A 12143-nucleotide genomic window follows, 5' to 3' on the forward strand; every position below is an offset into this window, starting at 1 on the left:
TGTAATCCGTACGTCCATGGCAGCCCCACACGCAAAGAACTCACCTTAGCACGGGCCGCAACGACGAAGATGACCCCCATGTTTTGTCCACTCCCGATCGAGATCTCCGAGATGGTGCAGAAGATCGAAGCCGCCACATCGGCCCGCCGCAGCGACGATTTCCTGATCATCGCCCGCACCGACGCGATTGCGACCGGCGGCATCGACGAGGCCGTCGCCCGGGCGCGCGCATATGAAGCCGCCGGCGCGGACGTCATCTTCCCCGATGCGGTGCGCGGTGCCGATGACATCGCGCGCATCGTGGAGGCCGTCTCGATCCCGGTGCGCATCAACATGGGTTTCGGATTGCGAACCCGCACGACCACCCCATTGATGTCGGTCCCCGCGCTCGAAGCCCTGGGCGTGCGCTGGGTCAGCCTTTCGCGCCTTCTGCCCGCCAGTGCGATCAACGGAATGAAGGCCGCGCTGAGCGCGATGCGCGACAGCATCGAGAAAGGAGAGCCGGTCTCGCGCCCGGATCTCGTCGCCGACATGAGCGACATCCAGGACATCATGAACTACGCCGAGTTCTTCGACATCGAGGCACGATTTGCAGACGCACGACATTCCGGAGAGGCACAATGACTGGCACGACAGCGACCGACAGCCCCCTGCAACCGGCAGCGGCACAGCTTGCCGCCTTCGTCGCGGGGCTGAAATATGAGGATATCCCCGAAGATATCCGCGATCTGGCCCGCGATTGCCTGATCGACGCGGTGGCCTGTGCGGCCTTCGGACGCCGCTTCCCCTGGTCGGAGATGGTGCTGGCCGAGGCCACTGAAACCGGTGGCGGCGGGGCCTGCCACCTGCCGGGTGTCGACGGTTCCGCCCTGCATCTGCCGCAGGCCGCGCTTGCGCTGGGCACCTTCGCGCATTCGTTCGAACTCGACAGCCTGCGAAAGCCGGGAGCGGGCGTGCATCCCGGCGCGACGGTCGCGCTGCCCGCCCTTGAGGCCGCCCAGGAGAGGGACGCGAGCGGGCGGGACCTCATCGTCGCGGTGGTCGCCGCCTGTGAGGTGATGTTCAGGATCGGCGCCGCAACGCTGCATACCCCCGAGAAGGCCGGGTTTCATGCGCCCGGCCTGACCGGCCCGTTCGGGGCCGCGGCGGCCTGCGGAAAGATCATGGGGTTGTCGGCGGAGGAGATCGCTCATGCCTTCGGGCTGGCCGGCTCCTTCGGGGGCGGTCTTCTGGCTTTCGCGCGCTCGGGACAGGGCGGAATGGTGAAGCGGCTGCATCTGGGACGTGCGGCCGAAGGCGGGGTGCTGGCCGCCCGGCTCGCCGGTCGCGGCTTCGAGGGGCCTGCCTCGGTTCTCGACGGGGACTTCGGCCTGCTCGATGCCTATTGCTCCGACACCCGGGCCGAACTGCTGACGGCGGGGCTCGGCCAGGACTGGGAAATGCAAAAGCTCTGCATCAAGTCGTTCGCCTGCCATGTGACGGCTCAGGCCCCGATCCACGGGCTGCGCAATCTGATGGAGGAACAGGGATTTGCCGGCGATGACATCGCAGGTCTTCGCCTGAGCTGCGCGGACAAGGTCGTCAGCCACCATGGCAATTCCCGACCGGTCGACGTGATGGGGGCACAATACAGCGTCCCCTATTCGCTCGCCCTTTCCGCGTTCTCGGACCCGGCTGACCCGGGGACATTCATGTCCTTCGACGCGAACCCCCGGGTTGCGGATCTGGCAACCCGAATTGTCCTGGAGGCACACCCCGACAAGCGCAAGGGGTGGGGCGCGGAAATGACGGTGCGCCTGCACGATGGCCGCGCGTTCACCGTCGATGCAGAGACTTTCCCTGGCTGCCCGGAGACCCCACTCTCGGCCGATCAACTGCGGCACAAGTTCGATCTCCTGATGCGCGGCACCGACCGGAACGAGGCCGCCGCGATCTATGGGCTGTTCATGAAGCTGCCCGAAGTCGATCGCGTTGCCGCCGCGTGGCGAGAAATCTACGCCTAAGCTGCCTCCGCATCAGACCCCGCGCGGTCGCAGCCAAAGCTGCGGCGCAGATATTCAATGGGCGCTGGCAGACCCGGAACAGTCTTCGCCGGACGGAGGACCTTTTGCCGCCGGAAGGTTTTGCACGGCCGAACGCTGCGGAGCGCGAAGAAGAAAGCGGCGGCATCATCGGAAGCTGGCAACGCCATGCCGGGGCCGTGCTTGCGAGCCCAGCCAGCCCGATGTCAAAGGCCACACCGCAAGGCGGAGATCCGATCAGGTCACAGCATCCACCGGATCGGTTTAATTCTCATCGTCCTTTCACTAATATGGCATCAAGTACCTCGAACCAGACACATCCATCGGACCTCATGAACAACACCTTCCCGTTTGACATCCCGTACTCCGAGCGCTCACTGGCCATCGCCTGCACACGTGGACGCCACGCGGTCGTCAGCCAGTTCTCGACGCTCCTGAATGAAGCGAACCTGACCGAGCAGCAGTGGCGGGTGCTGCGGATCATCGCGGATTTCGCGCCGTTGCCGCTCAGCGAGGTTTCGCGACGCTCGTGCATCCACAAGGTCAGCATGACGCGCATCATCCGCACGCTGTGCGACCGCGGGCTGATCTTCACGGAAAAGGATTGCGAAGATCAGCGCTCGCAAAAGGCTGACCTGACCGAAGCCGGCCGCGCCTTCGTCGAGAAGCTGCGCCCGAAGTCCGAAGCCATCGCGCGCGGCATCGTCGAGCGCTTCGGCGCCGAGAATGCGACCCAGCTCCTCAAACTCCTGAACAAGCTTGCACAGCTGAGCGGGGCCTGAGTGCGTTCACGCCTGTGCGTCTGGGATCGTGACACGCAGCCCGTCGAGTGCCTCGGTTACCTCGATCTGGCAGGTGAGACGAGAGTTCGCCCGCGGCTCGTGGGCGAATTCGAGCATATCGGCCTCGTCGCCCTCGGCGGGTCCGACAAGGTCGAGCCAGGCCTCGTCCAGATAGGCATGGCAAGTGGCGCAGGAACACGCCCCGCCACATTCCGCGACGATCCCCTTCACGCCGTTCGAAACCGCACCTTCCATCACGGAATAGCCTTCGGCAACATCGACGGCCCGCTCGTTGCCGCCGGGTTCGACATAGATAATCTTGACCATGATTTCTCCTTGATCGGTTGGTCGGTGGCGCCGGACGCCAGTATCAGAAGCTGGCCGGGTTCCATGCTGGATCGGCCATCATCTCGGGGGTGGGCTGCCGGTCGGCGGCGAGCCAGCGCTTGGCGAGCATGAAAGACCTGGCGTCGTTCATGGCGTCACAGGCGATCATCTTGCCGTCGCGGAAATACCAGTTTGACAGGCTGCCGGATTTGCTGCCCCGGCGGGTTACAACCGAGGTGTAACCAAGGTTCAGACCCGCTATCTGCAGCTTGCACGCGTACTGATCCGACCAGAACCAGGGCAACGGCGCATAGGCAGAAACGTCGGGCTGAACCAGATAGTCGGCCAGATGTTCGGCCTGTGCGATAGCGTTATGAACCGACTCGATCCGGAGCATCCGACCATCCAGCGGCAGCCGCGCACAATCGCCCACGGCGAAGATACCGGGATCGCTGGTCCGGCCCCAGCCATCGACCAGGACGCCGCCGTCGCAGTGTAGCCCCGCCTCTGACGCGAGCGCGTCGTTTGGCACCAGGCCGATCCCGAACACCGCGAGATCAAAGGAGATTTCGGTCCCGTCCGCCAGCACGACGGCAGAGGGTCTCTGAACCGGACCGCGGTATCCGGCAATTGCAACGCCTTCGCGGATCATGACACCTTGTCCGGTGTGGAGCTCGCGGAAATAGTCCGCCGTCTCGGCGCAGGCGACCCGGCCGAGGATGCGCGGCGCCTGTTCGATGAGCGTTACCTCCAACCCCTGGAGCCGCGCAACCGCCGCGAGCTCCAGGCCGATGTAGCCTCCGCCCACGACAAGCAGACGCCGGCCCGGAGCAAAGCTGGCGCGCATCCGGTCCGCGTCACCGATACCGCGCAGGGTAAAGATGTTGTCAGGCAGCGGATCGGACAGATCCTCCGGCAGCCGCGGGCTGCCACCGGTTGCGAGGACCAGAATGTCGTAGCGTCGCTCCGGGTTGTCCACCCCCGCGAGCAGAACGCGCCGCGCCGCACGGTCGATCCCGGTAACAGGCCGCCCCAGCACCAGTTCGATCCCAGCCTCGTCATAGGCCCCGGCCGGCTTGAGAAAGAGGCGGTCGCGCTCCAGCTCTCCGGTCAGGTATTTCTTGGACAGCGGCGGGCGCTGATACGGCGGCCAGATTTCCTCGCCGATCAGGGCGATCGGCCCCTGATGGCCGATCTCGCGCAATCTGAAGGCGAGCGCCGAACCTGCCTGACCCGCGCCGACAATCACCACGCTGCGGTCGGTTCCATTCACCGTCATGACCACCTACCACATATTTCCGAGAAGAAACTGATCCTCGAATTCACCGAAGGAGACCTTCACGCGAATCTCGTTCAACTCCTCGCATTCCAGTGTCGAGGATCCCGCCCGGCTTTCGCCGTTTGCTGTCTTGAGAACGTCGTCGGCGAAATCCTCGGCCTGCTCGCGGGTCAGGCGCCAGTCCAGCACCGGGTGCGTCCCCGCCTCCCTGACCCAAAGTCCCGGCCGCTCCGGCTTCTCGGGATCCAGCTCACGGAGCATGACCCGCGTGTCCTCGGAAAACATCCCGGCTTCCGTCAGCTCGACGCGCGCTCCGGTGGCGGCAAAACAGGACAGAAGGTTGGAAAAGTGCCGCAACTCCGCCGCATCGCCCAGAACGAGCAGAAGCGGGTGGAAGTCGCATGGCATGTATCGCATTCTCAGCACGGCAATACTCCTTTCATGAGTCAGGAGACCGCGTCGATATCCTGGCTGTGGATCAGCTCGGGCTCGTCGCTGTCGTCGAACTTGATTTCGACCCATTGGCCGTCGCCCATGTTTTCGGTCACTTCGCCGATCCGTCCATTCTTCAGACGCAGGCGCTGGCCTTCGGTGACAGTCATCAAATTCACGCCGATGCCGATGTCGACATTGCCTTTCTTGGTCATTGCTTCGGTTCCTTGCTGTTTCAGAAGAAGGCCGTGAGGCATTTCGCCAGCAGCACGTTTTGATCGAGGATGATTTTTCGCTTCAGCAACCTGAACCCGCCCTCCTCGCGCTTCAGCGTGTCATAGCGGCGGCCAACAAAGCTGTAATGCTCGTGCTCGACCCGGTTCTGGTAGACGTGGAACCGACAGCTCGTTTCGATCTCGGTCGCCTCGGCGACAGAAGGAAAGGCCGCGCGAACCTGCACGTTGGTAATCAGATGTGCAACGCGCGACAGCGGCTCTTCGGCATAATGAACGCCGGTCAGGATCTGCTCGACACGCTTTTGCAGGGTCCATTTGTCTTCGTTGAACCAGCTTATGCCCTCGTCGATACGGGTATTCTCGCGCTCCTCGTGCATCCCGAACTTCACGTTGCGGCGCATTGGCATGAAATAGACGATATCGTCATGCATGAGGTCGAGCCATTCGTCGAAACGACGCTCGTCCAGCATCGAGGCCTCATCATAGAAGAATTCCTCGACCTCGGCCCGAAGCCGGAAGTAAGCATCGTCGCGAACGGGGGCAGGCCTGATCAGGGTGTCGCTATCCATTGATTTTCTCCTGGGATTGAAGGCGTTTCAGCGGGGTGGAAGACCCCTGATGCGCAAAACATCCGACGTCGATGATGGTGCCGCTGACGGCTTCGGCCTCGGCGGACATGAGCCAGGCGATGGTATTCCCGAGATCGGTACCATTGGCCACACGTCCCGCCACCGTACCCACCGCCCCCGGACCAAGCCGGGACATGTCGCCACCGACCCGCCCGAGGCTCATGCCCGCAACGATGCCGCCACCGCCGGGGATCACCGTATTGACGCGGACACGGTCGTAGAAATGATCGAGTGCCATCGCGGCCGACAGTGCAATGATCCCGCCTTTCGAGGTGGCATAGGCGGCCATGTCGGGTTTGCCCCATCCGGCACCGGATCCGACATTGACGATGCAGCCGCCGCCGTGCGCCGCGAAATGCGGGAGGACGGCCCGGGCCATGAGGAATGGCCCGCGCAGATTCACGGCCATGATGCGGTCCCAGATCGCGGGATCGGTCTCCATCACGGTGCCGAGCGGGCCGATTGCGGCATTGTTCACAATGCCGTGGATCCGCCCGTATCGGGCGCGCGTCGTCTCCACCACGCGCGCCACATCCGCCTCGACCGTGACATCGGCTTCGAGAAGCGTAATATCCAACCCACGGCTCTCGGCCTCCGCCTGCAAGCCGGGAATGGCCTTCCCGGCCGTGCTCGAGATCTGCGGCGTTTCGAGCCCGAAGGCCGTCACCGGATAGCCACCCTCGGCAAGGCGCAGTGTGATCTCACGGCCCAGACCGAAGGTTCCGCCGGAGACGATGATTGCACCGCCCGTCATTCCGCAGCCTCGGGCGCGCGCCGTGCAAAGCGGGAGTCGTTCTGGCCGAGAAGCTCGTCCCAGCCCGCGCCATCGAGATAGGCGCGCCAACGGCGATAGTAACCGCGGGCCATATGCTCGGTCATCTTGGTGGTGACGCGACCGCGGACGGTGAGGCCGTTCACCTCGGGATCGAGTTCGGCCTGGTTCCGGGCAAGCTGGTAGTTGAACGGATAGCGCCGGGCGATGGTGCCGACACTGGCCTTGGTCGCATAAAGCCAGTTTTCCATGTCGTCTTGCTCGGTCATCCCGGCAGGGCCGGAATAGCGCATATAGAAATGACGGAGGAAATCCTTGACCTTGGTGGGCGCATCCGCATCCACGAGGAAGAAGCGCCAGCCCTCGGTCTCGGTCGTGCCGTGCGGATGCCAGACACAGAGGTTGCGCGGCTGACGACCGTGGTACGAGGTGTTGGGAAATATCGTGCCGGTAAAGGGCAGCAGCCGCGCGTTGTCACCAAGGCGCGCATTCCGCTCATTGTGGCAATGACGGAAATATTCCTCGATCTCGGGATCGTTGGCGAATTGCGCGACGTATTCCGCCCCGGCAGCCTGAACCGCGGAATGCACCCCATGCCCGGCTGCGAAACTGATCCAGACGTGCCGGGCCATTTCCAGTTCGTTGTCTCGACGCCCCTTCACCCCGGTGCGCGCCGACGGGCCGATGCCAATCAGATCGACCGAGCGGTGACTCGGGTTGTGATAGGAATCGCCGAGGAAGTTCTCCGCCGCGAGCTTCCAGTTGGAAGGAAAGACCCATTTATGGACCCCGATGACTTCGGAACCGCCCGGCCGCCCGTCGCGGCAATCGAGCGCCTGATCGAGATGGATGCGCGCATCGCCGAGATAGGTCTCGAAATCGGGTGCCTTCTCATCCCAGGAGGCCCAGATCGTACCTTTGTAATTGACCATGCGCGGGACTTCGATCAGCGACCATTTCTCGCGGTCAAGAACACCGGCATAGAGTTCCTGATATTGCGGGATCCCCCGCACCTTGCCGTCGGTCGCGTAGGTCCAGGCGTGATACGGACAGGTGAAGAGCGAGGTGTTGCCCTGATCGTAGCGGCAAACCTTCATCCCCCGGTGACGACAGGAGTTGAGAAAGACATGGATGACCCCGGTCTTGTCACGAACCAGGATGACAGATTCCTCGCCCATCCGTGAGGTGAAGAAATCGCCCGGGTTCGGGATCTGGCTTTCATGTCCGACGAAAAGCCATGCGCGGGTGAAGAGTTTTTCGATCTCCTGGCGATAGATATCGTCGCGGACAAAGATATCGCGATCGACCACACCTTCTTCGAGGTCGGTCTTGCCGGTTGTGTCGAGAGCGTGTGTCATGGCTTCTCCTTGCTGTTGGTGCGGGCGCCGGACAGGGCGTCTTGGGTTACGAGATCGGTTTGCGACATCGGCGCCGAGGTAAGGTCGGACAGCCGGAAACCGGGCAGAAAGGGCACGAGACCGAGGATCGATGAGGCAAGGGCCAGCGGACTTGTGGTGCCGAACCAGACCGTCGCTCCGCCGCAGAAGATGGCGAGCGATACAGCGAGCAGGGCAAAGAGCCAGTCCGGGATTCCGCGCAGCGGGCTCGGCAGCATGGACGACCGAAGCAGCATCACCGCGGCTCCGCAGTTCACCAGGATAATCGCGATCTCCACCGGCGAGCCGTCAAGGAGCAGGGCGGGATTGTAGATCCAGAGGAACGGCAGGAGATACGCGCTGATGCCCAGGCGAAGTCCGTAAAATCCGGTGGTCCACATACTCGCCCCTGCGACCTGTGCCGCGACGATGCTGCCCATGGCGATGGGCGGGGTGATCATGCTCATCAGACCGAAGTAGAAGAGGAACAGATGCGCGCCGAGCGGATCAACCCCGAGGTCGACGACGGAGGGTGCGACGATCGTCACGAGCACGACATAGACCGCCACCGTGGGCATACCCATACCAAGCACGATGGAAACGAGGGCCGCCATCAACAGCATGGCGAACAGTCCGTAATCCGAGGCGAGATGGGTCAGCACCAGAGTGAGCTGGAACGCGAAACCGGAGGAGTTCATCACTCCGATGACCGCACCGGCCCCAGCGCCGATTAGGATAACGGGGATGGATTCGCTGCCGGTTCCCTTGATCACGCCCCAGAGGTCCGCCAGCTTGATCCGGAACCGGTTACGGATCGCATAGGCAAGCAATATGGCCCCCGCGACGATCACCGCCGATCGGCCCGGATCGTAGCCGAGAACGAACATCAGGACGATCATCAACAGTAGCGGCAGCACGAACACCCAACTGCCGCGAAAGACCTCTTCCTTCTTCGGCAGGTCCTCCGACGACAGGCCGCGGATGTTCTCACAGGCGGCGATCGCGTCGATTTTTACAAAGAGAACCAGATAATAAAGCAGCGCAGGAGTGATCGCCGCGAAAACGACCGCGCTGTAGGGGATCTGCAGGAACTCCGCGATGATGAAGGCCGTCGCGCCCATGACCGGGGGCATGATCTGGCCGCCGTTGGAGGCGACCGCCTCGATCGCTGCCGCCTGGTGTGGCTTGAAGCCGATCTTCTTCATCAACGGAATGGTGACGATACCGGTGGAGAGAATGTTGGCGACGGTCGAACCCGACAGCATCCCGAAGGCTGCCGACGCAAAGGATGCCCCTTTTGCAGGCCCGCCCCGCCACCGTCCGAGCAGCCGCATCGCAAGATTGGTGAAGAAGGTCATGCCGCCCGCGATCTCCATCATCTTGCCGAAAAGGATGAACGGGATGACGAGGTTGATGATGATGCGAAGCACGATTCCCGGAATCCCGCTGCTGTCGGCATAGAGATAGAGGACCGTTTTGGTCGGCGGAAAGACCTCGGCACGCAACACACCGGGTAGGTGGTTCCCCAGAAAACCGTAGGCGACGATGCAGATTACCAGCGTGGCGATGATGATCCCGCCGGACTTGCGCAACGCCTCCATCATCAGGCCAATGGCGAGGATACCGGGAATCCACATGTCCGGCGTCCGGTAGGCGAGCAGCAGCATCCAGCTTTCGAAGTTTAGCGCATACCAGAGCCAGCTCCCGCTTGCGACCAGCGCCAGCAAAAGATCGACCGGAGCGCTCCGTTCGGAATACGGATGCTTGAGAAAGGCAATTCCGATGGCGAGTCCGGCCACAATGGCAATGACCTGCTGGGTGACCAGCAACACGCCAATGTAGTCCTGAAGGTTCATGACCCAGCCGATCGTGATCACGCAGAGCAGCGTGACATAGACGTTCAGCAGATAGCCGTTGAGTTTATTCATCGCTCATGTTCCCTGAGTCCTGCCGCCTTATTGGGGCAGCGAGGTGTTCGGTTTCAGGATGAAGGGGAGGACTCAGCGCGTCTGAGCCGCCTCATGCGCGCTGCTCCAGAGACCGACTTCCTTGAAGAAGCGGATTGCTCCCGGATGATAGGGTACGGTTGAATCCGCAGGAGCAAGCTCCGACTGAGCGACGCTGCGCAGCGGCGGGTAGTCCTTGGTAAGCTGTTCCCAATTGTCGTACAGAGCCTTGGTCAGCGTGTAGGCATCTTCGTCGGACAGAGAGGCGCTGGTCACCAGCAAGGTGTCATAGTTCACGATGCCGGTGTCTTGTTTGACGAAGGGGCGGGTGGAGGTCGGCTTCGTGATCCCGACGCGTGTGCCTGGCACGAGTTGCTCGTAAAACCCTTCCCCGGCAAGCGCGCCATTCGCAATCACGACGATCCCGCCGCTGGCCGAGCTGTTGGCCTCAATCAGATCCGGCATCGTGACGGCAACCGGCGCAGCATCGGCACGCCCCTCGACGACCGCATTGATCCCGTCGAGCAGTCCTCCGGAATTGGCAAAGACGACATCTTGGGGCTTCAGCCCTGCAGTCTCGAGCATGGCCTTGTTCAACAAGGTCAATGCAACGTTCGTCGGCATGTTGCCCATGACGCGCTTGCCCTTCAGGTCTTCCATGCGCGTGATACCGGAATCCCCCGAAGCAATGAAGGCATAGGGCAGAACCCAGATGCGGCCGATACTGCGCAGGTTTGCGTTCTCAGCGGGAAAACCTTCGCCGGTATAGGCAAGCCCCGCATCCATCGAGGACGACAGGCCGAGCGTCATTTCGCCGTTATTTATGAATGGCAGATAGATCGACGATCCACCCTGAGGTTGCGCGGTGGTCCGAACCCCAAGCTTCTCCTGGAACATTTTTGCCAGTCCTCCTCCAATGAGGAAGAAGGTCGAACCGGCTGGATTCGTCCCGATGGTGATGCTGCGAAGTTCCGCATTTGCGGGTGCCGCCGAAATTGCTGTTAGCAGCGCCAAAGCGGCGGCCGTAGCTTTCAAACCTTTCATGTGGTCCTCCCTGAGACTCATCGGGTCTCCCGTCCCGATTTGGCTTTGCGCCTAAAAGATGCGTATTTGATTCGCCGTTAATAGTCAACTTGTTTACCAAATTTGAAATCAGTGCCGGACCGGATGTCGCTTTTCCTTCACGACTTCACCCCATCATTTTGTGAACCGGCATCCAATTGTGACCCCGTAGCGGGGTAATCGGCGTCCCCCAATGCCCCCCCTTACACTGTTGGTAATGATGCCTCCGAGCTCATCGGGGGCACAGTGCGGGATGTTGCCCGTGGAGACGATTGCGAAGATCCGAAGAGCTTATTTTCAGGACCGTAAGTCAATCAACCAGATCTGCCGGGAGTTGCGCGTATCGCGGAACACCGTGCGCTATCTGATCCGGTAGGGCGCAACTGAATTGACCTACGAGCGCCGGGTCCAGCCCTTGCCGAAGTTTGGTCCGTGAGCGGGGCTCTGATGCTGTAACCGCCCCCCCGGCGGCATCGATGTGCCAAGGTGGGATCGCGACAATCCATCTTGGGAGACGGTCATGTCGGAGATTATCACGGTCGGACTGGATCTGGCGAAGACTGTATTCCAAGTCCACGGCGCTGACAGCAAAGGCCATACTGTCTTGCGCAAGAAGCTCAGAAGGGTTCAGGTGCTTGAGTTCTTCGCCAAGTTGTCGCCCTGCCTGGTGGCGATGGAAGCCTGCGGCGGCGTGTATTTCTGGGGGCGGGAACTTGCAACGCTCGGCCACGACATCAGGCGGTCACGTCCGTCAAGCTGGTGTAATTTCCCGGATGGCCTGAGGTCATGATCAGGCGGCTTTCGTAGTGATGCTGAGAATGGGGTCGATCTCCTCATTGTCGATCTGGGCGAAGGCCTCGACCATCATGTAGCGGCTGGCAGTCTTCCATTCGTCGTTCTGCTCGAAGAGCACGGCGCCAATCAGGCGCATGATTGAAGCCTCGTTCGGGAAGATGCCGACGACGTCTGCGCGGCGCTTCACCTCCTTGTTCAACCTTTCAATGGGATTGGTCGAGTGGAGCTTCGTCCGGTGCTGGCAAGGGAAGGACATGTAGGCCAGGACATCGTGTTCGCTGGCGTCCCGCAGCTCCGGCTCTCGCTCCGGCCGTCCGGAAAACCCCACGCGAGCCTCGGCCGCGCGCAGCGCCGGCCGGTCCTGCAACAAGCTCTGGGGGAGGCTTTCGCAGGGGTTCTGTCGCAAACTTTCGACGTTCCGAGCGTGCGTGATATGTCAGCGTTGTCAGAGAGTTGGTGAGAGGCGTTTGGTGTGATCGAGTTCAA

12 protein-coding genes and 2 pseudogenes are annotated in these 12143 nt (G+C 62.0%); 4 read left to right on the top strand and 10 right to left on the bottom strand.

The genetic code is table 11. The features are described 5' to 3' along the window. The 3 genes from P1K30_RS23555 to P1K30_RS23565 all read left to right on the top strand — a co-directional run. On the top strand, window positions 1-624 hold a 624-nt coding region (locus P1K30_RS23555; protein ID WP_275635191.1), incomplete at its 5' end, for an isocitrate lyase/PEP mutase family protein. Continuing rightward, window positions 621-2003, top strand: a complete 1383-nt coding sequence (locus tag P1K30_RS23560) for an MmgE/PrpD family protein (protein WP_275635192.1) — start codon at window positions 621-623, stop codon at window positions 2001-2003. The genes P1K30_RS23555 and P1K30_RS23560, both read left to right, overlap by 4 nt. Before the next feature lie 350 nt (window positions 2004-2353). Continuing rightward, complete coding sequence (locus P1K30_RS23565) at window positions 2354-2803, top strand: MarR family transcriptional regulator (protein ID WP_275635193.1); 450 nt, start codon at window positions 2354-2356, stop codon at window positions 2801-2803. A gap of 6 nt (window positions 2804-2809) precedes the next feature. Here the strand turns inward: P1K30_RS23565 and P1K30_RS23570 are convergent, their stop codons facing one another. The 9 genes from P1K30_RS23570 to P1K30_RS23610 all read right to left on the bottom strand — a co-directional run bounded on the left by P1K30_RS23570 (window position 2810) and on the right by P1K30_RS23610 (window position 10844). Then, a complete protein-coding gene (locus P1K30_RS23570; protein ID WP_275635194.1) occupies window positions 2810-3130 on the bottom strand; it encodes a 2Fe-2S iron-sulfur cluster-binding protein in 321 nt (106 codons plus the stop codon). A 43-nt stretch (window positions 3131-3173) separates the two neighbouring features. Beyond that, window positions 3174-4409: an NAD(P)/FAD-dependent oxidoreductase gene (locus P1K30_RS23575; RefSeq protein WP_275635195.1), complete on the bottom strand. Its 1236-nt coding sequence runs from the start codon at window positions 4407-4409 to the stop codon at window positions 3174-3176. Between the two features lie 6 nt (window positions 4410-4415). Continuing rightward, on the bottom strand, window positions 4416-4817 hold the full coding sequence (locus P1K30_RS23580) for a hypothetical protein (protein WP_275635196.1): 402 nt from the start codon (window positions 4815-4817) through the stop codon (window positions 4416-4418). Window positions 4818-4855: 38 nt separating this feature from the next. After that, window positions 4856-5056, bottom strand: coding sequence for a hypothetical protein (locus P1K30_RS23585; RefSeq protein ID WP_275635197.1), 201 nt, complete (start codon window positions 5054-5056; stop codon window positions 4856-4858). A 20-nt stretch (window positions 5057-5076) separates the two neighbouring features. Next, on the bottom strand, window positions 5077-5646 hold the full coding sequence (locus P1K30_RS23590; protein ID WP_275635198.1) for a 3-phenylpropionate/cinnamic acid dioxygenase subunit beta: 570 nt from the start codon (window positions 5644-5646) through the stop codon (window positions 5077-5079). Further along, entirely contained in the window at window positions 5639-6460 is an 822-nt protein-coding gene (locus P1K30_RS23595) for an SDR family NAD(P)-dependent oxidoreductase (protein WP_275635199.1), read from the bottom strand. Before P1K30_RS23595 ends, P1K30_RS23590 begins: the two co-directional genes overlap by 8 nt. Then, on the bottom strand, window positions 6457-7836 hold the full coding sequence (locus P1K30_RS23600) for an aromatic ring-hydroxylating oxygenase subunit alpha (RefSeq protein ID WP_275635200.1): 1380 nt from the start codon (window positions 7834-7836) through the stop codon (window positions 6457-6459). The genes P1K30_RS23595 and P1K30_RS23600 overlap by 4 nt, the downstream gene beginning before the upstream one ends. Continuing rightward, complete coding sequence (locus tag P1K30_RS23605) at window positions 7833-9782, bottom strand: TRAP transporter permease (protein ID WP_275635201.1); 1950 nt, start codon at window positions 9780-9782, stop codon at window positions 7833-7835. The genes P1K30_RS23600 and P1K30_RS23605 overlap by 4 nt, the downstream gene beginning before the upstream one ends. Before the next feature lie 72 nt (window positions 9783-9854). Further along, window positions 9855-10844 carry a TAXI family TRAP transporter solute-binding subunit gene (locus tag P1K30_RS23610; protein WP_275635202.1) on the bottom strand — a complete coding sequence of 330 codons (990 nt, stop codon included), beginning with the start codon at window positions 10842-10844 and terminating at the stop codon, window positions 9855-9857. A 538-nt stretch (window positions 10845-11382) separates the two neighbouring features. On the opposite strand from P1K30_RS23610, the pseudogene P1K30_RS23615 reads away from it, so the two are divergent. After that, window positions 11383-11616 (top strand): annotated as a pseudogene (locus P1K30_RS23615) (IS110 family transposase); the annotation flags it as partial. A 36-nt stretch (window positions 11617-11652) separates the two neighbouring features. Here the strand turns inward: P1K30_RS23615 and P1K30_RS23620 are convergent. After that, a pseudogene (locus P1K30_RS23620) lies at window positions 11653-11952 on the bottom strand (transposase); the annotation flags it as partial. Between the last annotated feature and the right edge of the window lie 191 nt (window positions 11953-12143).

The organism is Psychromarinibacter halotolerans, from assembly GCF_029168315.1.
Taxonomy (GTDB): Bacteria; Pseudomonadota; Alphaproteobacteria; order Rhodobacterales; family Rhodobacteraceae; genus Psychromarinibacter; species Psychromarinibacter halotolerans.

What these genes read in the sequence shown, in the direction of transcription:
- P1K30_RS23580 (WP_275635196.1), bottom strand. Translation starts at nt 4,817, where the DNA reads ATGCCATGCGACTTCCACCCGCTTCTGCTCGTTCTGGGCGATGCGGCG.
- P1K30_RS23570 (WP_275635194.1), bottom strand. Translation starts at nt 3,130, where the DNA reads ATGGTCAAGATTATCTATGTCGAACCCGGCGGCAACGAGCGGGCCGTC.
- P1K30_RS23585 (WP_275635197.1), bottom strand. Translation starts at nt 5,056, where the DNA reads ATGACCAAGAAAGGCAATGTCGACATCGGCATCGGCGTGAATTTGATG.
- P1K30_RS23575 (WP_275635195.1), bottom strand. Translation starts at nt 4,409, where the DNA reads ATGACGGTGAATGGAACCGACCGCAGCGTGGTGATTGTCGGCGCGGGT.
- P1K30_RS23605 (WP_275635201.1), bottom strand. Translation starts at nt 9,782, where the DNA reads ATGAATAAACTCAACGGCTATCTGCTGAACGTCTATGTCACGCTGCTC.
- P1K30_RS23600 (WP_275635200.1), bottom strand. Translation starts at nt 7,836, where the DNA reads ATGACACACGCTCTCGACACAACCGGCAAGACCGACCTCGAAGAAGGT.
- P1K30_RS23565 (WP_275635193.1), top strand. Translation starts at nt 2,354, where the DNA reads ATGAACAACACCTTCCCGTTTGACATCCCGTACTCCGAGCGCTCACTG.
- P1K30_RS23610 (WP_275635202.1), bottom strand. Translation starts at nt 10,844, where the DNA reads ATGAAAGGTTTGAAAGCTACGGCCGCCGCTTTGGCGCTGCTAACAGCA.
- P1K30_RS23595 (WP_275635199.1), bottom strand. Translation starts at nt 6,460, where the DNA reads ATGACGGGCGGTGCAATCATCGTCTCCGGCGGAACCTTCGGTCTGGGC.
- P1K30_RS23590 (WP_275635198.1), bottom strand. Translation starts at nt 5,646, where the DNA reads ATGGATAGCGACACCCTGATCAGGCCTGCCCCCGTTCGCGACGATGCT.
- P1K30_RS23560 (WP_275635192.1), top strand. Translation starts at nt 621, where the DNA reads ATGACTGGCACGACAGCGACCGACAGCCCCCTGCAACCGGCAGCGGCA.